Raw genomic sequence first — 23,071 nt, 5'->3', positions numbered from 1 at the left:
CAAATTAAATTGTTGCTGACTAATTAAACAGGGTTACGCTTTTAAATCTAGCATCAAAGCTAGCAGCTCCCTTTTCTCTTCGGCTGATAAACCGACACTTCTTGCTTTGGCCTGCAGGTTTTCAATTTGCTTTTCTACGCACTGGGCAATAATTTTATCCAGTGAGTCTAAAAATATTTCTTCTTGGTTGTCTTCATCGAGGGGAATGTCCCAGCTCGCTAGACGAGACAGAAGGGTCTCATTTTGGCTATTTCGCCAATGCTCTAATAATTGGCCTGTGTTTATATGGGGATGTGCCTGGCATTTATCAAGTACATCAACAAATAAACTTAGTCCCGGTATTGATAATTCTCTTACCGAAGACAAATCAGGTACCATTTGAGCATAGCTCGGATTTTGAATAAGTAGAGCGATTACCTCGCGCATAGGAGTTCGTTTGATCTCTTTGTGCGGCTGAGGTCGAGTTTCACTCGTCTTTTTACGCGGTTGGCGTAAGCGGTTATCAAAGCCCGTGCGTTCATCAAGCAGCTTTTCGAGCAATTCCTGAAAGTAGGGATCAGGTATCTTGTCGATCAACGCACTCGCGTAGGCGCGTAGTGCGGATTTACCTTCATTGTTGCCCAAGTTGATTTGGTGCAATTCAATCAAGTTATCAAACAGATAGCTCGAAAGCGGTGTCGCTTGTTCAATTTGTTGTTCGAAGGCTTGTTTGCCATATTTACGAACGTAGCTGTCTGGATCTTCGCCATCAGGTAAGAATAAGAACTTCAGCGTGTTACCCGTTTTTAGGTACTGAAGTGCATTCTCGAGCGCGCGCCATGCGGCTTCTTTACCTGCGCGGTCACCATCGTAACAACACACTACCGTGTTGGTTTGACGAAACAGCATTTGAATATGGTCACCCGTGGTGGATGTGCCCAATGATGCGACAGAGTAATCTACGCCATATTGCGCTAAAGCCACCACATCCATATAGCCTTCAACGACCAAAACTCGTGGCGGTTCACGATATGCCTGCAAAACTTCATAAAGGCCGTAAAGTTCTTTACCTTTATGGAAGATAGGCGTCTCTGGTGAGTTGAGGTATTTCGGTGTGCCATCACCAAGTACACGGCCACCAAAGCCGATAACTCGACCACGACGGTCACGAATCGGGAACATGATACGACCACGGAAGCGGTCATAGCGGTTACCTTTATCGTTTTCAATCAACATGCCGCCAGTTACCAGCATGTCTTGGTTGTCTTTATTCTGGCCGAAGTTTTTACGGACTAAGTCCCATTCATCAGCTACGTAGCCGATACCAAACTTCTGGACGATTTCGCCAGATAGACCGCGATCTTTCAGGTACTCAATCGCCACCTTGCTTGCTGGCTGTTTGAGTTGGTTACGATAGAACTGACCAATGCTGCCCATCAAATCGTACAGATTGCGTTTTTCACTGCTGCTTGCTTGAGGACCAGAATTAAACTGTCCACCGCCGCCACTGCGTTGTTCACGCGGCACATCCAAACCGAGGTAAGACGCTAGCTCTTCAATGGCCTCGACAAACTCTAACCGTTCGAACTCCATGATGAAGTCGATGGCATTGCCGTGAACGCCGCAACCAAAACAGTGGTAAAACTGTTTCTCTTGGCTGACGCTGAATGAAGGGGTCTTTTCGTTATGGAAAGGACAGCAAGCACCGTAGTTTTTGCCTTTTTTCTTAAGTTTCACGCGCGCGTCGATGATATCGACAATATCGAGTCGAGCTAGGAGGTCATCAATAAAACTGCGAGGGATGTGTCCAGCCATAAAACCTAACAAAAAAAGAAAATCATGATTGGTGTGAATGGGTTGCAAAGAAAAGCATATGTGAGGCTTTTTGTTATTCCATTCTGCCAGATACAAACAAGCCGTGCGTTCCAAAGGATAGCACGGCTTGCTGCAATTGGGTGGGGTATTAAGCCAATTTAGCGCGAACTAAACCGCTCACTTTACCCATATCTGCACGCCCTTGAATTTGCGGTTTCAGAACGCCCATTACTTTGCCCATGTCTTGCATGCCAGCTGCGCCAGATTCAGCAATTGCGTTCTCGATAAGAGCAGCAACTTCTTCGTCTGTCAGTGGTTGAGGCATAAAGTCCTCAAGAACGGTAATTTCAGCTTGTTCCGCATCAGCAAGATCTTGACGACCTGCTGCTTCAAATTGCGATACAGAGTCGCGACGTTGTTTAACCATCTTGGTCAGTACAGCAAGGATGTCGTCATCGCCCAGAGTAATCTGTTCGTCAACTTCACGCTGCTTAACTGCTGATAGAGCTAAACGAATAGTACCAAGGCGCAATTTGTCCTTGGCTTTCATCGCTAATTTTTGCTCTTCTTTGAGTTTATCAATCAGAGCCATAACTAAATTCCTTTCCGGAGCTCAGTTATTAGTACAGGCGAACGCGACGAGCGTTTTCGCGAGCTAGCTTCTTAGCGTGACGCTTTTGAGCTGCTGCTTTAGCGCGTTTGCGAACTGTAGTTGGTTTTTCGTAGTGCTCACGACGACGCACTTCAGAAAGGATACCTGCTTTTTCGCAAGAGCGCTTGAAACGACGTAGAGCAACGTCGAACGGTTCGTTTTCACGTACTTTAACTACTGGCATATGCCTTTCACCTCAGGGGTTATTCGTTAACGCTGGAATTTAATGAACCAAATCACAATTGTTTGGTCAGTTACCAGCTTGATCAAAAATGGTGCGGAATTTTAATCCGATCAACACAGCTTTGTAAAGCCTTTTATCGCTTATTGTCTGTACAAAATTTGTTTGAAGCACCAAGGCAGGGTAATATGACGCCCAAATTTCCTCTATATAGAAAGCATACTGAGAAAACCATGCGCATTATTGGTATTGAAACCTCTTGTGACGAGACTGGCATCGCGATTTATGACGATGAAAAAGGTCTGCTATCACACAAGCTTTACAGCCAAGTAAAACTTCACGCAGATTACGGCGGCGTGGTGCCTGAGTTGGCTTCACGTGACCATGTTAAGAAAACCATCCCTCTTATTAAAGAGGCACTGAAAGAAGCAAATCTGACTTCTAAAGACATTGACGGTGTAGCATACACGGCAGGTCCAGGTCTGGTGGGCGCACTCCTTGTTGGTGCTACCATCGGTCGCAGTATTGCTTACGCTTGGGGTGTACCAGCGGTGCCTGTTCACCATATGGAAGGTCACCTACTGGCACCTATGCTAGAAGATAACCCACCACCGTTCCCATTTGTGGCGGTATTGGTATCGGGTGGTCACTCAATGATGGTGGAAGTAAAAGGCATCGGCGAGTACAAAATCCTAGGCGAATCAATTGACGATGCGGCGGGTGAGGCATTCGATAAGACGGCGAAGCTAATGGGCTTAGATTACCCAGGTGGTCCGCTGCTTTCTAAGCTGGCTGAAAAAGGCACACCGGGTCGCTTTAAATTCCCACGTCCAATGACGAATGTACCAGGCTTGGACATGAGTTTCTCTGGTCTAAAAACCTTTACGGCCAACACGATTGCTGCCAACGGTGACGATGAGCAAACACGTGCAGATATCGCTTTAGCATTCGAAGAAGCGGTATGTGCTACGCTGGCTATCAAATGTAAGCGCGCACTTGAGCAAACGGGTATGAAACGCATTGTTATTGCTGGTGGTGTAAGTGCGAACCGCCGTCTGCGTGCAGAGCTTGAGAAGCTGGCGAAGAAAGTTGGCGGCGAAGTTTACTACCCACGCACTGAGTTTTGTACCGATAACGGTGCGATGATCGCTTACGCAGGTATGCAACGTTTGAAGAACGGTGAAGTGGCTGATATGTCAGTTGAAGCTCGCCCACGTTGGCCGATCGATCAACTAACACCAATCGCGTAATCAAACTTTCGCTGAAGGTTTGAAATAGATTTACGAAGATAAAGGTCTCTGCTCATCAGAGGCCTTTATTTTTAGATATCTAATTGAAAGGCTTTGTGTAATTGATGGTAAGAGCCTGACTGATGCGAGCAGTTTTATATCGTTTCAGTGATAGGATGGTTCTCAAAAATAATAGATGGATATAACAATGAACAAGTTTGAAATTGAAGGCCAGCAACTTGCTTACTTAGATAAGGGTGAAGGCCCTGTGCTTCTGTTTGGTCACAGCTACCTTTGGGATTGCCAAATGTGGGCACCACAAATTGAAGTGTTGAGCCAATCTTACCGCTGTATCGTGCCAGACCTTTGGGCACACGGTGAGTCGGATGCTGCACCCGCTTCAACACGATCTTTGGTGGATTACGCACAGCACATGTTGGCGTTGATGGATCATCTGGAGATCGAGCAGTTCTCTATTGTTGGCTTGTCTGTCGGCGGTATGTGGGGGGCTGAGCTGACTTCTCAAGCGCCTCAACGTGTGAAGTCATTGGTTCTGATGGATACATTCATCGGTCTAGAACCTGAAGTGACGCATAAAAAGTATTTCGCAATGTTAGATACCATCAGCCAAGTGCAAGCTGTTCCGGCACCGATTGTTGAAGCTGTAACGCCGCTATTCTTTGCTAATAATGCAGAGCAAGTGAATCCGGCATTGGTTGCATCATTCAAGCAAAGCCTTGAAGCATTGCAAGGTGAGCGTGCAGCCGAAGTCGCTCGTGTTGGTCGTATGGTGTTTGGCCGCCGTGATGTGATTGAAGATTCTGAAATGTTTGCATTGCCAACGTTGATTGCGGTTGGTCGTGAGGATAAGCCACGTCCAGTATTTGAATCTTACTTAATGAATGACTGCATTACTGGCAGTGAGTTGGTGGAGATCCCTGAAGCAGGCCACATTAGTTCGCTAGAGCAGCCAGAGTTCGTCAATCAAATGCTGTTAGACTTTCTAAACAAAGTGCACGCATAGTTCTGCGTTCGGAAGCTTAAAACTAAAAACTCGGCATCAAGCCGAGTTTTTTTCTATCAGTTTCTTTTCGCCAATTTTAGGCTCTTCGCCGGATAACAAACGGCGGATATTTTGGTGATGCTTAAATACAATCAAGCAGCACAGCATGGCAACGGGCAGAGTGTATTGGGGTTTGAACATCCACGTATAAAACGGGGTAACTAAGACCGTCACTAATGCAGCCAAAGAAGAGTAGCGAAATAGCACCGCGACCGACAACCAAGTCAGCATCACCAACCCTGTTAAATCCAAACCGATAGGGGCAATTGCGCCAAGTGCCGTTGCTACACCTTTTCCACCTTTAAAATGGAAGAAGATCGGATACATATGACCAAGACAGGCTGCAATAGCGATGACGCCAAGGATGATAGGGTCGATACCAAGGAAGTAACCGCCCCAAACAGGTATGGTGCCTTTGAGCATATCGCAGAGCAATACTGCGACCGCCGCGCCTTTTCCGCCGATGCGTAACACATTGGTTGCACCCGGGTTATTGGACCCCACTTTACGCGGGTCTGGCAACCTTAATAAACGACAAATCAGCACCGCACTGGAGATCGAACCCAGCAAATAGGCGGCCATTGTCATTATCAGTGCCAGTGCGTCCATAGAAGTCCTTGATGGATTGGAATTTAATGCTCAGTTCCTGAGTAGTTGCTATCATACCGCGATTCGGCGGTGAGCAAAAATACTCTCTGCGATAGAGCTTGCATTATGGGATTTCTTGTATATAAAGAGTCTTCGCAGTTTATACCCAAGTGACTTTTACCGCCAATTGACGCGCTTAAAGGTCTCTATAGGTTACTTGGGTATAGAATAGTACGATCAAATTGCCCAAATCGGGTATCCGACCTCTGAAATAGAAGGACATAAGATGGCTCTGGATAAAGTTTTTATTGAACAGTTAGAAGTAATCACCACCATCGGCGTTTACGATTGGGAACAGCAAATTAAGCAGAAGCTGGTTCTGGATATCGAAATGGCGCATGACAACAAGCCGGCGGGTAAGAGTGATGATGTTCAAGATGCGTTGGATTACTCACAAGTGAGCGAAGCGGTGTTAAACCACATCGAAAATGGTCGCTTTTTGTTGGTTGAACGCGTTGCAGAAGAAGTTGCAGAGCTTATCATGCAGCGCTTCTCTGTGCCTTGGGTCAAAATTCGCTTAGCGAAACCAGGTGCGGTTCCTCAAGCACGCGCGGTGGGCGTTGTGATTGAGCGAGGCCAAGCATGATCAAAACGTATATCGGCGTAGGCACCAATATTGAAAGAGAGCACCACGCACTTGTGGCTTATCAAGAGCTGCAAAAGCTTGGCTGTGATCTGTGTGTTTCGCCGATATATGAATGCGAGCCTATTGGCTTTAGCAGTCAAAATTTCTACAACTTCGTGATTAGTTTCTTCACGGAGTTGTCACTCGAAGAGTTGAGTCACCGCTTACGCGAGATTGAATTTCAGTGGGGGCGTGAAGAAAACGCGCAAAAGTATCAGGATCGAACCTTAGATCTCGATATAGTCTTGTTCGGTGAGTGCATTTCGCAGCAAAAACCTGAGCTACCTCGCAGTGATATCTACAAATATCCTTTTGTAACAAAGCCCCTGTATGATCTCGAACCTCAATTGGTGATCCCCGGCGATGGCAGAACAATCGCAGATATTTGGCAGGCGATGCAGCCCGTCGATTCACTCAAACCAGTTTCCTTTTCACTTTAATCTTGAGTTGTTTACATGAGTTACTTTGAAGCCTTTATTCTGGCTCTGATTCAGGGTCTGACAGAGTTTTTGCCAATTTCCAGCTCTGCTCACTTGATCCTGCCTTCTGCCATTCTTGGTTGGGAAGACCAAGGCTTGGCATTTGATGTTGCCGTTCACGTTGGTACGCTAATGGCGGTGGTGATCTATTTCCGTCAAGAAGTGATCACGCTTTTCCAAGCACTGTTCGCCTCGATCTTTAAAGGTGATCGCAGCAAAGAAGCTAAACTGGCGTGGATGATCGTGATTGCAACGATCCCGGCGTGTGTATTTGGCCTACTGATGAAAGACATCATCGAAGTTTATTTGCGCAGTGCTTACGTGATCGCAACCACGACGATCATCTTTGGTCTGCTGCTTTGGTGGGTAGATAAGAATGCAGAGCTAGTGGCGGATGAGTATCAAACTGGCTGGAAGAAAGCCTTGTTCATTGGTATTGCTCAAGCGTTGGCGATGATTCCTGGCACGTCACGCTCTGGTGCAACCATTACTGCTGCACTTTACCTAGGCTTCACTCGTGAAGCGGCCGCGCGTTTCTCATTCCTAATGTCTATCCCAATCATTACCTTAGCGGGTGGATACCTAGGTATGAAGTTGGTGACAAGCGGTGAACCAGTACACATTGGCTTCCTGCTAACGGGTATTGTGACGTCATTTATCAGTGCCTACATCTGTATTCACTTCTTCTTGAAGATGATTTCACGCATGGGCATGACACCATTCGTAATTTACCGTCTGATTCTAGGTTTTGGCCTGTTTGCGTTCTTGCTAATGGCTTAAACCCAATCCGAATGAAAACGCCCGCTTGGTTAAGCGGGCGTTTTTGTTTGTCTCTCTTTTCTTTTGAGTCGCTTACTTACCTAATGCGACTTTAACCGCTTCTGCACGACGTTTCTCTTGTTCATCACGAATTGCAGGGCCTTTGAAACCGTCTTTAATAATGGCTTGCACATCAACCGATGCTGCGGCTTGATAAGCGCGCATAAACAGTTCTGCTTGCGGGTACGGTTGGTCTTCTAGCCCCTTTCTGCCAGCATGATCGGCTTGGCAGCAAATTAAGATATCTTGCAGACGCTCAGCCTTGCGCCACACATCAAACTTGTTGAGGATTTTGATGATGGTTTGTGGTTTAAGCTCGGCTGCTCGGTGGATGTTAGAGTGTTGCTCGCAAACCATTAATGCTAAGTCGCGGAACTCATTAGGTACGCGTACACGGTCGCACAGCTTTTTAATCAGTTTTAATCCTGTATGACAATGCATTTTATGACTTGGCCATTCGCTTTCTGGCGTTACACCTTTACCCAAATCATGCACTTGCGCTGCAAAGCGTACTGGCAGTGAATCGCTGAGCTTCGCAGCTTGCTGCGCGACCATTAAGGTGTGGATGCCCGTATCGATCTCTGGATGCCATTTCTCTGGCTGAGGTACACCAAACAGCGCGTCAATCTCTGGCAAGACAACGCTTAATGCACCGCAGTCTCTGAGAACAGATAAGAACACATCAGGGCGAGAGGTCGAAAGTGACTTGTGCCATTCTTGCCAAACACGCTCCGGTGTCAGCGTACTTAGCTCGCCGGATTCAGCCATGTCGTGCATTAGCTGCATGGTTTCTTCTGCCACACTAAAACCTAAGTGGGCTAACTTTGCCGCAAAGCGAGCAACACGTAGAACGCGGAGTGGGTCTTCAACAAACGCATCGGATACATGTCGCAGCACTTTCTTTTGCAGATCGCTTTGGCCACCATAAGGGTCGTAGAGCTTGCCGTCGTCATCCATTGCCATCGCGTTAATGGTTAAATCACGGCGAATTAGGTCTTCTTCAAGTGTCACGCTTTGGTCAAAGAAACATTCAAAGCCGGTGTAACCCTCGCCAGATTTTCTTTCGGTTCGTGCAAGGGCGTGCTCTTCTTTAGTCTTGGGATGAAGAAACACAGGAAAGTCTTTCCCGACAGCAGTGTAGCCTTGGCTTTGCATCATTTCTGGTGTCGAGCCGACGACCACCCAATCTTTGTCATAACTGTCTATTCCGAGCAAATGATCTCGAACTGCACCACCAACTAAATAAACTTGCACGGATTACCTCTTAATTTATGGATATGACGTTGGACATTGTAGCAAGCAATGGTACTTTTCTTCACATCTAAAAGAACTTAGCGCTTTGTTTAAGTCTAATAAGGAATATCCCGATTTGATTGCGGGTGGGTTTTAGCTGGAGATCCTAATGTATAAGGACTTTTTCGGGTTTGTTGAACTGCCATTTTCGATTGTTCCAAACTCGCGTTATCTGTATCTGAGCCAACGTCATAAGGAGGCGATCACACATCTCCAAGCAGGGTTAGGTGATGGTGGTGGTTTTGCCATGCTAACTGGCGAGGTGGGGACAGGAAAAACCACGGTCGCAAAAGCCATGCTGGCGAATTTGGATCAGAACACCAAAGCTGGGCTGATTCTAAACCCAACGTTTTCTAGCCGAGATCTGCTCGAAGCCATCTGTGACGAATTCAAAGTCACTTACCCTCAAGATGCAACACTCAAACAGCTTAACCAAGTGATTCATGATTACCTTCTGCGCAATCATAAATCGGGTTGGACAACCCTGTTGGTGATTGATGAAGCTCAGCACTTGGCAGCGGATGTGCTTGAGCAATTACGCCTGTTAACTAACTTAGAAACGGATACACGTAAGCTGCTCAAAGTGTTGTTGGTTGGTCAGCCAGAATTACAGCGTTTGTTGCAAACCACACAACTGCGTCAGCTTGCTCAGCGTATTACCGGCCGTTACCACTTACTGCCACTGGATGACAAAGAAACCGCAGACTACATCACTTTCCGTTTGCATACTGCTGGTGGCGACAAACAGCTGTTTGACCGCAGTTCGACTAAGTTGATTGCCAAATACAGCCACGGTATTCCACGCTTGATTAACCTGATTTGTGATAAATCACTGAACATGAGTTATCACAAAGGCAATGTGACGGTGGATAAGCAAACCGTGCATCAAGCGTGTGAAGAGGTGATGCAGTTCCAAGCCGAGATTTACCAACAAGACAAACCTGTTCGCCGCAGTTTTGAATGGCCGACTTGGGGCTCGGCAGCAATCGGTGTTTGTGCCGCTGTTGGTATTGGTTGGGCTGTCATGCAACAAATGCCTTTAAAGCCGACCGCAAGCACTCAGCCAGTTCAGGTCGCTCAAGTAACGGCACCACGAGCCGTTGCGCCTGTGGTTAATGATCAATTGACGAATGAACAGCGCAATATGTTGCTAGAGCAGACTCAGTCGAATCTAGCGGTGAACGAGCTTTACAAGCTTTGGGGGTATAGAGCTTCGGTACGTGACAACTTGTGTTTATCGGAGCCTCAATCGACCATGCGTTGTGAACGTAAAATGGCGACATGGCCATTGCTGGTACAACAAAACCGTCCGGTGATTTTAGAGCTCAACTACCAAGGCCAAGTGGGCTATGTGATCCTTTACGCGATTGGTGACAACAAAGTCGAAGTACTCAACGGTAGCCAACGCCTTCGTTTGCCTGTGTCATGGCTCAAGCCGTTATGGCAAGGCAACATCATCGAACTTTGGCAAGCGCCGCTTAAAGATACTCTGCGCTTAGATATGGAAGGACCTGCGATTGACGTGCTTGACCAGTTATTAGCACAAGCCGTGAACGAGCAACCGCTTGGCAGTGACATTTACGATGGCGCACTGAAAGAGCGGGTCGAGTTGTTCCAGCGTTGGCAAGGAATTGGTGTTGATGGCATTGCAGGTAAACACACCTTAGAACGTTTGCAGCAGAGCGTTCAAATTGATGCTCCACAGCTAAAACAGATAAATGAGGAGGACGCATAATGTCAGTCATGAAGCATGTTGGACTCTTCCTGTTACCAATCAGTGTTACTGCGGTTGGGGCAGCTTGGTACTTGGATCTGTTTGCTCAAGAGGCGCCTGAATCCGTGGTCGTAGAGAAAGCACAAGCGCTAGCTAAGCCAGTAACGCCAACGGTGAAAGCAAAATTTGAAAGCTTGAGTTATCCAGACGAACCACAATTGGCGCAGTTAGAACGAGAGTGGCCTACCGCTGAGCTATCGCAAGATTACGGTACTTTTGTCGATCAAAACTATGCGGCTAACAACGCAATTCCTGGAGAGCAAGATCTTTTAGAACCTTCACAACAAACGGTGAAAACCAGCCCGAGCATGCAGAGTCATGATGATCTTGGTTTATCGCTCGATGATCTCGATTTGTCCTCGTTGTCGCCAGATTTGGCGCTGAAAGTTGAAAGTGCTTTATCAAACAATGATCAACCGTCACTGAATAGCTCTTCATCTGTTGATGATCTGGAGCGTGAAGCTCGCCAGTGGCATGGTCGCTTGCCAGCACTGAACTTACAGACGCACATGTATTCAAGTGATGCAAACCGTCGTTGGGTGAAGATCAACAACGTCGAGTACCATCAAGGTGATGTGGTTGATGGACAAGTCACGCTAAAAGAGATCCAACCGCAAGCAGTGATCGTCGAATTCCAAGGGGAACAAATCCGCATACCTGCGCTGTATGAGTGGAAAGGGTAATAATCTCGCTTGATTCTATTCCAAATCTAATTAGCCAGTGAGCTTTTGCCGCTGGCTTTTTTGTAGCCCCAACTTGGATTGGCTTATCGATAGTCATGATGCCAACGGGGTGTTCAAAGAAACAAAATATACCTTATGACTGTCGTTTAAATGACTCCAATATAGAGCGTTTATTGGTGGGCACGCCCCAGTCAGTGTTGTGTAAAAAAGCGTCGTATTGACGAACTTCGCAATAAGCATTGAGTCAACGTTAGACACCTTATAAATACAGGAGTCTAGACACAACACATGCGTATTCTTACTTTTTCTTTAAGCTTGATTGCCGCGGTGAGCCATGCCGCAAAGCCAGAACCTTTCCCGATTACACCAGATAAAACTGGTGAACACTTTATGGTGAGCGCAACCAACCCTTACGTCAGTAGCACGGGCTATTCAGTTTTGAAGCAAGGCGGTAATGCAGTGGACGCTATGGTCGCGATGCAAATGGTGATGTCCGTTGTCGAACCCGACATGACCGGTATCGGTGGTGGTACGTTTGCTTTGTTCTACCAGCACGACAAACAGAAATTCTTGGCTCTTGATGGACGTGATGAAGCGCCTTCTAGTGCGAATCCAAACATGTTTATGGAAAACGGGGAAGTGCTCAGCCGCAATCAGATACTTGGCCCTCGCTCTGTAGCCGTTCCGGGAACGCTGCGTTTGCTTTACACCACGCACGAGCAATACGGCAAGTTACCATGGGCTGAGCTCATCAAACCGGCGATAGCATTGGCGAGCGACGGGTACGCGATGAACAGCTACACCTACGACATTGTGGTGAGAGAACAAAGTCGACTTGTTCAGGACCCGGAAGTTAAAGCCTTGTATTGGCAAGGGGATGAAATTAAGCCGACGGGCACCTTGATGAAGAACCCTAAGATGGCTGAAACACTGAGAAAGATAGCCCAACAAGGCGATAGTTACCTTTATGGTGGTGAGTTTGGTAAACACATCGTAGAGACGGTCAATAGCCGTATTGGTGATCAACATGAGAAGTTGTCTTTAGAAGACTTCAAAAACTACCAAGTGAAGCAACGTGACATCATTGAGAGCGACTACCGTGGGAATAAAATCGTTTCGTTTGGCTATCCGGCATCTGGCGGTGTGATGGTGGCGCAGAGCCTTGAGCTTCTAGAGTCTTACGATATTGCTCAGATGGCGGAAACGGACGTGGAACCTTGGCGTCTGATGACTGAAGCCATGCGCATCGCGAAAGCTGACCGTATTGCTTACGCTGGTGACCCTGACTATGTCGAAACGCCGATTAACGAGCTGCTATCTAAAGAGTACTTAGATGAACGCCGAATGCTTATCCCTGACTATGGCGTCGCGAAAGATAACCCGAAAGCAGGGCAGGTTACTCAAACTCAGTATGCGCAATATCAAGGCTTCGAAAGTAAAGATACAGGGCATATCTCTATCGTCGATAGGGAAGGTAATGCCATTGCCATGACCAGCACCGTCGGCACGGGAATGGGTTCTGGCGTGATGGTTGATGGTGTTATCTTGAACGCACAGATGGCAAACTTCTCTCCGCTACCTAGTGTAAATGGCAAACCGACTCAAAACTCGATTGAAGCAGGCAAGCGTCCACGTTCCGCGATTACTCCGCTGATGGTGATGGACGGTGACGATAACCTGCGCTTGGTGGTTGGTTCTCCGGGCAGTTCGCAAATCCCAGGTTATGTACTTAAAACCGTGGTTGGTGTGTTGGACTGGAACTTATCTGCGCAAGAGGCCATCGATCTGCCGAACATTCAGTACGGTACCAAAATAGACCGTACTAAGTCTTATGACCCAACAGGTTTGCTGGTGGAGAAGAAAACGTTCGCTGAAATGCTGGTACCAGAGTTTATGGAGCTTGGTTACCCAGTGCACGTGATTCCAGTAGTGAGTGGCTTGAATGCTATTGAGCTAAAAGATGGCAAAATTTATGGGGCAACGGACAGACGCCGTGCATCCAGCTCAATGGGAGAGTAACGAGAGCCTCGTTGAACCAAACCAACAAAAAAGCCAGTCGAGTACGACTGGCTTTTCTTTATCGATTCAATTCGGAGCTATTATGCCCAACCTGCTGGCGATTTCTTTCTGCGAGGAATCAGGTGTGGCAGTACCAAACCAAATAGCAGACCAAGACCTGCAACACCACCACCGTAAGTGAAGTACTTCAGTAGCATGTCATCTTTTTGCGTGTCTAGCTTCGCGCGAAGTTCGCGGTTTTCTGTTTCAACAGAAGTAAGCTGGTCGCTGATTTCAGAGTATTTCTTCTCTAGGTCAGAAATCTGTTGGTTGCGCGTTTCTAGCGATGTCACTAGACCCGCTTTTTCGGTGTCTGAGTTCTGGCGTGCGTTTGCTAGTTGCTCTTTCACTTCTTTCAGCTCTTTCTCTACGCGAGGAAGGCGAATTGCCATGCTTTCTTGGTTCGTAACAAACTTGCTTTGCACCCAGCCTGTACGGCCACGAGCGTCACGGATTTGTGTGTAACCCGTGTCTTTGTTTGTTTGAAGAAGTTGTACTTTAGAGCCTGCGTTAACACTGCCCATAATGCGGTAAGTGTTGTTTGGACCAGAGTGCATAAAAGTGAATAGGTCATCAGAAATATAACGGTCTGCCGCTAGTGCCGCTGGCGCTGCTAGCAAAGTAAACAAAACCGTGATGATTAGTTTTTTCACAGTAAATCCCTTAACGATTTTCTTGGATACAGCTTTGGCACCGAATTATTGGAGCCGGAAATAGACGAATATTATGCAGTTTCAAACTTCGGTGCAACAAAGAAGGGAGGCAAAGCCTCCCTTTCTGTGCGTTTGAGTCAATAATGACAAAGCGCTTACATTGTATTGACGGTGTTTACTCTTACGAGAACATCGCTTGGATGCCGTAGAAGAATACTACTGCCAATAGTGCGCCTGCTGGTAGCGTAACGATCCAAGATGCAACGATGTTACGAACCACGCCTAGGTTAAGTGCTGCGATACCGCGAGCAAAACCTACACCTAGAACCGCACCAACTAGAGTTTGAGTAGTAGAGATAGGTAGACCAGTACCTGATGCTAGAACTACCGTACATGCTGTTGCTAGCTGAGCTGCAAAGCCACGGCTTGGTGTTAGTTCAGTAATACCAGTACCAACGGTAGCCATTACTTTATGACCTAGCGTTGCTAGACCAACTACGATACCAAAACCACCTAGAGGAAGAATCCACCATGCGATTGTGCTTTTCGCTGTAACTTCACCCATGTGTTCAACTGTTGAAACAACGGCAGACAGTGGGCCGATCGCGTTAGCTACGTCGTTTGAACCGTGTGCGAATGCCATTGCACACGCTGTGATAACCATTAGTACGCTGAAGATACCTTCTACGCCAGCAAAGCTGCGGTCTTCTTCGCGGTTCGCGAATTTCTTCTGAATGTAGAAGTAACCGCCTGCCATTACTGCAGCAGAGACGATTGCTGCCCACATCCACGCTTCACCATTACTTAGGTGAAGGCCAACGTGTTTCAGACCTTTCTTAATCGTTACAAGTGCAATCACCATCGTCGTGATGAACATATACACTGGAACGAATCGTTTCGCGTTGAATAGTGGGTTCTCAGTATCAAAGATCAGACGCTGTGCGCTGACAAAGATAACGTAAGCAAAGAAGCCTGAGATAACCGGAGTAATAATCCAGCTACCGACAATCCCTTGAACACTGCTCCAGTCAACTGCTTCTGTACCTACAGACACACACGCAAAACCGATGATTGCACCGATGATTGAGTGAGTCGTTGATACAGGCCAGCCCATGTAAGAAGCAAGTAGAAGCCAAGTACCAGCCGCAAGAAGCGCTGACATCATGCCGTAGACAAGAATGTCAGGTTGGCTAGCAAATAGAGATGTTTCGATAACACCTTTACGGATAGTGTCGGTTACTTCACCGCCTGCAAGATATGCACCCGCAAATTCAAAGATCATTGCAATAATGATCGCTTGTTTAACGGTAAGCGCTTTTGAGCCAACAGATGTACCCATAGCATTAGCAACGTCGTTCGCGCCAATACCAATCGCCATCATGAAACCAAAAATCGCTGCAACAATAATCAGGACAGTGCCGTAGTTCGCAAGGATATCCATCGTAATACCTAGTTGTTTTATAACAAGCGGAGCAAAATTTTGCGCGCATCAGCCCATAAGACGGTGAAAATAGTCATCGTCCATCTGACACGCGTTAGTAATGCTCTTCGTTATGTCGTTAACTTATGTTTTAAGATCGAGATAGCATGACTTCCAAACGAGCACCTACGCGCTGCGCTTGGTCGGCAATACCACCTACCCATTCAAGAATCTTGTACAAGAACATGACATCGATAGGATTCATGTCAGCTTCAATCGCCATCAGTTGTTGGCGAAGTTCAATCTGCATTGCATCGGTGTCATCTTCAATTACGTCCAACTGATGAATCATTTCAGCAACGAGCGTTACTTCACGGCCTTTGAAGCCGGTCTCTAGGAGTTCATCAAGTTCGTTGATCACTTTTTGCGCCTGATCAGCCGCATCAAGACAACGTTGAACGTATGCGAGGAAGTTTGGTTGGAGAGCCTCAGGAATGACAAGTTGACGACCATATACACGGCCAGCAATGTCTTTTGCCAGGTTAGCAAGCTTGTCTTGTTGAGTCAGAAGCTCAAGCATGTCAGTACGATCGACTGGCATAAACAAACCGCGAGGCAGTTTTAGACGGATTTCACGTTTCAGCACGTCCGCTTCTTTCTCTAGGTGAGAAATTTGAGCACGGATTTCAGCTGCTTTTTCCCAGTCACCCTTTGAAGAAACTTCAAAGAACTTAACCAGGTGTGAACAACATTCGTTGACACACACAACGTGGCGCTGCAAAGGCTTAATTGGGGACTTTGCAAATAACCCCATAATTGTATTTACTGGCATGGTCATTCAACCTAATAACTATAACCTTAAAAAAACATACACCATTTCTTGGCGAAATGTTGAACGATGGCTATAAAGGCGCGCATGTTAACGCATTAAATCGCTCATTAAAACTGTTTTAGATCATCATTCGGGCGATATTTCTTTCTTGCCGTGTGAGAAATTAGGCAATATCCTGTTTCTATCTGCTTTGAAAGGTATAGCTATGGAAACCGAGATAGAACTGAAGTTTTTTGTTTCTCCTGAATTTTCAGAAACTTTAAGAGCTAAAATTTCCGAAACAAAAGTACTTCAGCACAGTAGTCGTGACTTAGGTAACACCTACTTTGATACCGCTGATAAATGGTTAAGAAAGCACGACATTGGTTTAAGAATTCGCCGTTTTGATGATGTTTTTGTCCAAACCGTAAAAACAGCAGGACGCGTTGTTGCGGGCCTTCATCAAAGACCAGAATACAACGCTGAGCACACCAGTAATGAGCCAGACCTCACGCTTCACCCTTCTGACATCTGGCCAACAGGTAAAGATGTCGAAACACTGCAAGCGGAGCTGACGCCTCTATTCTCTACTAACTTCACTCGCGAACAGTGGCTGATTGGCATGCCTGATGGGAGCCAAATTGAAGTCGCGTTCGACCAAGGCGCTGTGATTGCCCAAGGTGAAGATGGCGAAGAGAAACAAGATCCTATCTGTGAAGTTGAGCTAGAACTGAAATCTGGTCAAACAGAAGCGCTGTTCACGCTTGCTCGCAGCTTGTGTGACGCGGGCGGTATGCGTTTGGGTAACTTAAGCAAAGCGGCTAAAGGCTATCGTTTGGCAAGTGGCTACGCTGGTGATGAAGTCAAACCACTAGCATTAGTGGACAGCACGAAAAACGACACCGTTGAATACTGCCTAATTAACTCACTAGAGCATGCGTTATCGCATTGGCACTACCACGAGCAAATCTATGCTGAGCGTGATTGTGTTGAATCACTGCGTGAAATCGTCAATGCGATTCGCTTTATCCGCCAAACTTTCACAATTTTTGGCAGTATGGTGCCGCGCCGAGCAAGTGCTATTCTGCGCCAAGAAATGAAGTGGCTCGAAGAAGAGCTAGAGTGGCTGGATGAACACGCGCACTTGGAAGAGCTGCTGGATGATAAAGGCAACGTGCTGCGTAAGCTTGATGCACGTAAGTTCTTAGTGTCTGAGCTGACTCAACAATTAGGTGAGCTCCCAAGTCGCGAAGCAGTGCTAGAACTACTGAGTTCGGCACGTTACACCAGTTTACTGCTGGATTTGAGCCGTTGGATCTTAACGCGCGGTTGGCAGCCATTCCTTGATGATAAGGCGCGCGAAAAGATGTCGAGCAACATCCAAGCCTTCTCTGTGAAGCAATTGGATCGCACTTGGGCTGAGCTGATGGAAGCTTTCCCTGCTGAGCGCGAATTATCAGCACAAGAGTATGTGGATCAACGTTACCGCTTGCTGCGTAACCTTTACACAGGTATTGGTTTTGCGAGTTTGTACGATGCCGAGGAGCGTACCAGCTTCCGTCTGCCTTGGGCGGATTTAGTGCACGGCATTGATGACCTACTGATGCTTAACCATCTGTTGCCATTAGTTGGCATGTTAGAAGGGGAAGAGCAAGAGCAACTTGAGCGTTGGTTACATCGCCAAGAGCGTTCCATCCTGCATGCGATGGATCAGACTCGAGCCATCAGTGTTGAAGTCGAACCCTACTGGCAAGAATAAAAACGAAAATAGGACCGCAAGGTCCTATTTTTTTGTCTGTTGTTTTTGCTCATGCAGTTCATCTTCGATCGATTGCAATCGATTTAAGATCTGTTCCTGCCTATCCAACACTTGTTCCAACAGTTTCTCTTTATTCTTTGAACGATTGTCTTGCTGGCGAGTTGGTGCTGTGAGAATCGATGTAATCAAACCTGAAATCATACCGAAGATACCCACGCCACAAATGATGATCAGCACCGCTAACAATTTGCCAGCCGTCGTGACTGGATAATGATCGCCATAACCTACGGTTGATATGGTGACAAAAGCCCACCACAAAGCATCTGTACCCGTCTGAATGTTTGCCTCGGGGTTTTGCCCTTCGATAAATAGCATCGCGCTCGAACCAAGCGTAATGAGCACTACCATCAACAACAAGATTGAGGCTAATGTGGTTTCACGACGATTTTGCTTGAGCTGGAAAAGAATGAATTTTGAAGAGCGCAAGACCAAGATGACGCGCAAGATGTGAAATAAGCGTGCGTAGCGCAATGGCTCGATCATTGGGATGCTCGCCACAAAATCGATCCAGTGATGTTTGAGAAATGACCAACGATCTGCGGCTCGGATCAAATCTACGATGAGCTGAAGTAGAAAAATACTACAGATTATAAAATCCAGACCGATAAGTACTTGTCGGGTTTCGTGATCAAGCGGGAAAAACAACAGGCCAGAGATCACAAATAGCGCCATGAAGGACAAGATTAGTGATAGCAACCCCATCGGTTTAGTGCTGTCTTTGATATCATAGTTTTTCATACGAAGCTCGAAATAAATCGCGCAACCAGAGCCAAGTGCGCGCATAACTATAAGTAATACAAAGACTATATAAGACTCGGTGGAGAACTGACAATGGAAAAGCTGGCATTTAAGCCGTGGGAAAGGGTGATATCCGACATCAAGCTCGTTCCGAAAATGGTCATGTTGATGGTATTCAGTACCATCCTGATTGTGGCAAAACAACTTTGGGACGCTAATACGTTCTACAACTCATTACTTGCGGCGACACAGAATGAGCAAGTTGCCCAACAACATTATGAAGCTTATCTCACTCAAGTTGCATGGCAAACGGCATTGTTGATCGTTGTTTTTGTCGTGCTGTTGCTGGCGGCGGCACGCGTCATGCTGCGTCAAACGCAGTACTTGAATGATGCGATCAAGCTAATGGCGAGTAAAAACCTATCTGTGCCTTTCGGTATGGATTGTAAAGACGAATACGGTGACGTAGCACGTGAGCTAGAGAAAACGCGTCGTCAGTTGCACGATGTGATTCAAATGCAGATCAACGCCTCTGATGAACTGGCGACACTGACAGAAGTAATGACACTCAGCATGTCGGAAACCAAAGAGTCAGCGCAAGAAGAGTTCAATGAGATCGACCAACTTGCAACAGCCATGAGCGAGATGTCCTCGACGGTTCAAACGGTTGCAGACCATGCTCAAACCGCCTCGAGCTTAACTGAGCAAGCTTCAACACAAGCGGTGACAGGTCAGCAATTCCTACAGAAAACTGTGTCTAAGATGAGCGAACTGTCATCGGATATCGCTTCTTCGGCAAGTGCCGTTAACCAAGTAGAAGAACGTGTTGATGCCATCGGCAGCGTAGTTGGCACCATCCAAGGCATTTCTGAGCAAACTAACTTGCTAGCTCTAAATGCCGCAATTGAAGCAGCGCGAGCGGGTGAAGCGGGTCGTGGCTTTGCGGTGGTTGCAGATGAAGTTCGTAACCTTGCACAACGCACTCAGCAAGCGACAGTGGAAATTCAAGAGATGATCACCCAGCTTCAATCAAGCGCAACCTCAGCGGTTGAGTTGATGGAGAAGAGTGTGGTTGAAGCGGCAGAAGGTGTAGAACTGGTTTCGAATGCGGGCAGCGAGCTTGACGGTATTGTTGGTCAAGTGACGCAAATCAACGACATGAACTTCCAGATCGCAACGGCGTCAGGTCAGCAAAGTAGCGTCGCAGAAGAAATGAGCCAGAACCTAACAAACGTCCGTGAGTTAGTAGAAGCATCGGTAGTGGTTGTCACCGAGTTATTGGAAACTTCTGAGATGATGCAAAACAATGCCGAAGAGCTAGACAAGAAGATTAAATCTTTTGAAGTCTAGTTTCAGTAAGCTTTGATAAAACGCCCACAAACCTTTTGTGGGCGTTTTTATTTATACCAACTCTGGTATAAAAGAGTGTATACCTCTCAAACCACAGTGCTTTTCATACAAGGAAGAAAAATGCAGCTGCCTTCGTCACTGATTTCTGTCGCGGATTCTGCGGTTCAAAACGCCGAGCAAGCGGGATATTTTCAACAATGGCCAAGTGAGATTGCCGAGCAGTTTCGTTTTGTCTCTGGCCTTAGCAAGTTCATTACCGAAGCTATTCATCGTGATGAGAAGCTCGCGCAAGACTTGCCCTCTATGCTGTCAGAAAGCAGTCGACAACAAACGTATCGTGCACGCTTGGCTGAGCTCTTATCTGAATGCCAAGACGAAATGGCTGGCCATCGTGTGCTGCGCCAGTTCCGTAACCGCGAAATGGTCTACATTGCGTGGAAAGACTTCACTCATACTTGGACATTAGAAGAGTCGCTCAGTCATTTGTCTCAATTGGCTGAGGCTATGATCTTCGAAACATACCAATGGCAGTACAAGATTTGCTGCAACGAGTGGGGCACGCCAACCAATGCGGAAGGTGAAGCGCAACCTATGCTGATCATCGGCATGGGCAAGCTTGGTGGCGGTGAGCTGAACTTCTCTTCTGATATCGACCTTATTTTCACTTATCCAGAAAACGGTGAGACCCAAGGCGCGCGCCGCAGTATTGCTAATGCGCAGTTCTTTACTCGCTTAGGCCAACGCATCATTAAAGCACTCGACCAACAAACCTTTGATGGCTTCTGTTACCGCGTGGACATGCGTTTACGTCCATTTGGTGAAAGTGGTCCGTTGGTGATGAGCTATGCCGCGCTCGAAGATTACTACCAAGAACAGGGAAGGGATTGGGAACGCTACGCTATGATCAAAGCGCGCGTGATGGGCAGCGAGATGTATCCGCAATATCAAGAGTTGCGCCAGATGCTGCGTCCGTTTGTTTTCCGCCGTTATATCGACTTCAGTGCGATTCAATCCCTGCGCCGCATGAAATCCATGATCAGCAGTGAAGTGCGCCGTCGTGGTTTGAGTAACAACATCAAACTGGGCGCGGGCGGCATTCGTGAGATTGAGTTTATCGCTCAAGTGTTCCAGTTAATTCGTGGTGGTCGCGAGCCATCTTTACGTGGCCGTGGCCTGCTAGAAACTTTGAATGCTATTGGTGAACTAGGTCAGCTGACTCAACCAGAGGTCGATAACCTTGAAGCGGCTTATAAATACCTGCGCCAACTAGAAAACTTGCTGCAAGCGATGGCAGACAAGCAAACGCAAACCTTGCCTGATTGTGCAGACGAGCAGCTAAAACTTGCTACTGCGATGCGCTTTGATAGTTGGGAGGCGCTCATTGCTCAAACGCAACAGCACATGGCAAATGTGCACAAGGTGTTTGAAAGTTTGATTGGTGATGATGAAGAAGACGAAGCGGAAGCCGTCGCTCGTCATTTCCATGAGTTGTGGGACATGGCGACTAAACAAGACGTGCTTGAACACGTTCTACAAGAGGACATCAAAGCTGAGAACCCAGAACACTTGGCGAAAACCATCATGCAGTTCAAAGCGGATTTGGCGAAGAAGACACTTGGACCACGTGGCCGAGAAGTGCTGACCAAATTGATGCCAAAAGTGTTTGATGCAGTATTTGCCCACCCAGATGCGCAATTTGGTTTGCCGCGAGTTTTGCACTTGCTGCACAACATCTGTACTCGAACAACGTACCTTGAGTTGTTGGATGAGCATCCGGCGGCGTTAGTGCAATTGGTTCGCCTGTGTACCGCTAGCCCGATGATTTCAGAGCAGCTATCGCGTTACCCGATTCTGCTCGATGAGTTGATCGATCCTCAGCATCTGTACAACCCAATTCCACTCGATAGCTACCGAACAGAGCTACGTGACTTCCTTGCTCGCATTCCAGAGGATGATATGGAGCAGCAAATGGAAGCGCTGCGTCAGTTTAAGCAGATCTGTATCCTCCGCATTGCTGCTGCAGACATTGCTGGTGTACTTCCTGTGATGAAAGTGAGTGACCACTTAACCTACTTGGCAGAAGCGATTGTCGAAGCGGTAGTGAACCAAGCGTGGTTACAAGTGTCGGAAAAATATGGCGAACCGACGCATGTCAAAGATCGTGAAGGCAAGGGCTTTGCTGTCATTGGTTACGGGAAAGTTGGCGGTTGGGAGCTGGGCTATAACTCAGACCTTGATATCGTCTTCATGCATGATTGCCCAGTAAACGTCTATACCGATGGTAAGAAAGAAATCGATGGTCGCCAGTTCTACCTTCGTTTGGCGCAGCGCATCATTCATATTTTCTCAACCCGCACTGCATCAGGCATTCTGTACGAAGTGGATACTCGCTTACGTCCATCTGGCGCTTCAGGCTTGTTAGTAAGCCCAACCGATGCATTTGACGACTACCAACATAAAGACGCTTGGACGTGGGAGCATCAAGCCCTAGTGCGTGCGCGCATGATTTATGGTGATGAGCCTTTGGCGATTGCCTTCCACAACACGCGTCATGACGTGCTGTGTAAACAGCGTGACCAAGACACGCTAAAGAAAGAAGTGGTCGATATGCGTGAGAAAATGCGTGACCACTTGGGCGGGAAAAAGTCCGGTCGTTTCATGCTTAAGCAAGATAACGGCGGCATTACCGATATTGAATTTCTCGCTCAATACCTTGTGCTCAACTACAGTCACAGTAAGCCGAAGCTGATTCGCTGGTGCGATAATGTGCGTATTTTTGAAACCCTGATTGCACAAGGTGTCATGGAAGAAGATCAAGCGATGCAACTGACGCGCGCATACACATCAATGCGTGACGAGATTCATCGTCGAAACTTGCTTAACTTGGATGCCGATGTGGCGGAAGAGAAATTTGTTGCAGAGCGAGAGTGGGTGAAGCAAGCATGGAATCAATGGTTTGCCTAAGCAGAAGTCGTGCACAAG

At 47.1% G+C, this 23,071-nt stretch carries 20 protein-coding genes; 11 read left to right on the top strand and 9 right to left on the bottom strand.

Going from position 1 to position 23,071, the window contains the following annotated elements; genetic code table 11:
• Positions 1-33: 33 nt before the first annotated feature.
• From dnaG to rpsU, 3 genes are all read right to left on the bottom strand, one after another.
• Positions 34-1,794, bottom strand: coding sequence for a DNA primase (gene dnaG / locus KIO97_RS07360; RefSeq protein ID WP_045402378.1), 1,761 nt, complete (start codon positions 1,792-1,794; stop codon positions 34-36).
• A gap of 148 nt (positions 1,795-1,942) precedes the next feature.
• Positions 1,943-2,386, bottom strand: a complete 444-nt coding sequence (locus KIO97_RS07355) for a GatB/YqeY domain-containing protein (protein ID WP_005430430.1) — start codon at positions 2,384-2,386, stop codon at positions 1,943-1,945.
• A gap of 28 nt (positions 2,387-2,414) precedes the next feature.
• Complete coding sequence (rpsU, locus tag KIO97_RS07350) at positions 2,415-2,630, bottom strand: 30S ribosomal protein S21 (protein WP_001145625.1); 216 nt, start codon at positions 2,628-2,630, stop codon at positions 2,415-2,417.
• Between the two features lie 230 nt (positions 2,631-2,860).
• Here rpsU and tsaD point away from each other — a divergent pair, with 230 nt between their 5' ends.
• On the top strand, positions 2,861-3,877 hold the full coding sequence (gene tsaD, locus KIO97_RS07345; protein WP_038890849.1) for a tRNA (adenosine(37)-N6)-threonylcarbamoyltransferase complex transferase subunit TsaD: 1,017 nt from the start codon (positions 2,861-2,863) through the stop codon (positions 3,875-3,877).
• Positions 3,878-4,064: 187 nt separating this feature from the next.
• Positions 4,065-4,880, top strand: a complete 816-nt coding sequence (locus KIO97_RS07340) for an alpha/beta fold hydrolase (RefSeq protein ID WP_038890848.1) — start codon at positions 4,065-4,067, stop codon at positions 4,878-4,880.
• A gap of 36 nt (positions 4,881-4,916) precedes the next feature.
• Here KIO97_RS07340 and plsY read toward each other — a convergent pair whose 3' ends face one another.
• A complete protein-coding gene (gene plsY / locus KIO97_RS07335) occupies positions 4,917-5,528 on the bottom strand; it encodes a glycerol-3-phosphate 1-O-acyltransferase PlsY (protein ID WP_005528783.1) in 612 nt (203 codons plus the stop codon).
• Between the two features lie 265 nt (positions 5,529-5,793).
• On the opposite strand from plsY, the gene folB reads away from it, so the two are divergent.
• Genes folB through KIO97_RS07320 form a run of 3 tightly spaced genes read left to right on the top strand, consistent with a single transcriptional unit; the run spans position 5,794 to position 7,451 of the window.
• Positions 5,794-6,153 carry a bifunctional dihydroneopterin aldolase/7,8-dihydroneopterin epimerase gene (gene folB / locus KIO97_RS07330; protein ID WP_005436044.1) on the top strand — a complete coding sequence of 120 codons (360 nt, stop codon included), beginning with the start codon at positions 5,794-5,796 and terminating at the stop codon, positions 6,151-6,153.
• Complete coding sequence (gene folK / locus KIO97_RS07325; RefSeq protein ID WP_010646484.1) at positions 6,150-6,632, top strand: 2-amino-4-hydroxy-6-hydroxymethyldihydropteridine diphosphokinase; 483 nt, start codon at positions 6,150-6,152, stop codon at positions 6,630-6,632. Before folB ends, folK begins: the two co-directional genes overlap by 4 nt.
• Before the next feature lie 15 nt (positions 6,633-6,647).
• Entirely contained in the window at positions 6,648-7,451 is an 804-nt protein-coding gene (locus KIO97_RS07320; RefSeq protein WP_009707763.1) for an undecaprenyl-diphosphate phosphatase, read from the top strand.
• A 72-nt stretch (positions 7,452-7,523) separates the two neighbouring features.
• Here KIO97_RS07320 and KIO97_RS07315 read toward each other — a convergent pair whose 3' ends face one another.
• Positions 7,524-8,744 carry a multifunctional CCA addition/repair protein gene (locus KIO97_RS07315; protein WP_285381732.1) on the bottom strand — a complete coding sequence of 407 codons (1,221 nt, stop codon included), beginning with the start codon at positions 8,742-8,744 and terminating at the stop codon, positions 7,524-7,526.
• Positions 8,745-8,892: 148 nt separating this feature from the next.
• On the opposite strand from KIO97_RS07315, the gene KIO97_RS07310 reads away from it, so the two are divergent.
• The 3 genes from KIO97_RS07310 to ggt all read left to right on the top strand — a co-directional run bounded on the left by KIO97_RS07310 (position 8,893) and on the right by ggt (position 13,259).
• Positions 8,893-10,518 (top strand): ExeA family protein, encoded by a 1,626-nt coding sequence (locus KIO97_RS07310; RefSeq protein WP_285381731.1) that lies wholly within the window; start codon positions 8,893-8,895, stop codon positions 10,516-10,518.
• Positions 10,518-11,240 carry a general secretion pathway protein GspB gene (locus tag KIO97_RS07305; RefSeq protein WP_285381730.1) on the top strand — a complete coding sequence of 241 codons (723 nt, stop codon included), beginning with the start codon at positions 10,518-10,520 and terminating at the stop codon, positions 11,238-11,240. The genes KIO97_RS07310 and KIO97_RS07305 overlap by 1 nt, the downstream gene beginning before the upstream one ends.
• 288 nt (positions 11,241-11,528) lie before the next feature.
• A complete protein-coding gene (gene ggt, locus KIO97_RS07300; RefSeq protein WP_285381728.1) occupies positions 11,529-13,259 on the top strand; it encodes a gamma-glutamyltransferase in 1,731 nt (576 codons plus the stop codon).
• Positions 13,260-13,339: 80 nt separating this feature from the next.
• Here the strand turns inward: ggt and KIO97_RS07295 are convergent, their stop codons facing one another.
• The 3 genes from KIO97_RS07295 to KIO97_RS07285 all read right to left on the bottom strand — a co-directional run bounded on the left by KIO97_RS07295 (position 13,340) and on the right by KIO97_RS07285 (position 16,203).
• Positions 13,340-13,951, bottom strand: a complete 612-nt coding sequence (locus KIO97_RS07295) for a TIGR04211 family SH3 domain-containing protein (protein ID WP_005528771.1) — start codon at positions 13,949-13,951, stop codon at positions 13,340-13,342.
• Positions 13,952-14,132: 181 nt separating this feature from the next.
• A complete protein-coding gene (locus tag KIO97_RS07290; RefSeq protein WP_005431976.1) occupies positions 14,133-15,392 on the bottom strand; it encodes an inorganic phosphate transporter in 1,260 nt (419 codons plus the stop codon).
• Positions 15,393-15,522: 130 nt separating this feature from the next.
• Positions 15,523-16,203, bottom strand: coding sequence for a TIGR00153 family protein (locus KIO97_RS07285; protein WP_005431974.1), 681 nt, complete (start codon positions 16,201-16,203; stop codon positions 15,523-15,525).
• Positions 16,204-16,408: 205 nt separating this feature from the next.
• On the opposite strand from KIO97_RS07285, the gene KIO97_RS07280 reads away from it, so the two are divergent.
• Entirely contained in the window at positions 16,409-17,941 is a 1,533-nt protein-coding gene (locus KIO97_RS07280; protein WP_285381727.1) for an inorganic triphosphatase, read from the top strand.
• Between the two features lie 24 nt (positions 17,942-17,965).
• On the opposite strand, the gene KIO97_RS07275 is transcribed toward KIO97_RS07280, so the two are convergent.
• A complete protein-coding gene (locus tag KIO97_RS07275; protein WP_005431971.1) occupies positions 17,966-18,784 on the bottom strand; it encodes an ion transporter in 819 nt (272 codons plus the stop codon).
• Between the two features lie 48 nt (positions 18,785-18,832).
• Here KIO97_RS07275 and KIO97_RS07270 point away from each other — a divergent pair, with 48 nt between their 5' ends.
• Positions 18,833-20,089: a methyl-accepting chemotaxis protein gene (locus KIO97_RS07270; RefSeq protein ID WP_038890844.1), complete on the top strand. Its 1,257-nt coding sequence runs from the start codon at positions 18,833-18,835 to the stop codon at positions 20,087-20,089.
• A 120-nt stretch (positions 20,090-20,209) separates the two neighbouring features.
• On the top strand, positions 20,210-23,053 hold the full coding sequence (glnE, locus tag KIO97_RS07265) for a bifunctional [glutamate--ammonia ligase]-adenylyl-L-tyrosine phosphorylase/[glutamate--ammonia-ligase] adenylyltransferase (RefSeq protein WP_285381726.1): 2,844 nt from the start codon (positions 20,210-20,212) through the stop codon (positions 23,051-23,053).
• Positions 23,054-23,071: the final 18 nt, after the last annotated feature.

Source organism: Vibrio sp. B181a (assembly GCF_030248375.1).
GTDB lineage: Bacteria > Pseudomonadota > Gammaproteobacteria > Enterobacterales > Vibrionaceae > Vibrio > Vibrio campbellii.
The sequence above is the reverse complement of the archived record's forward strand: the minus strand, read 5'-3'. Positions and strand labels throughout refer to the sequence as shown.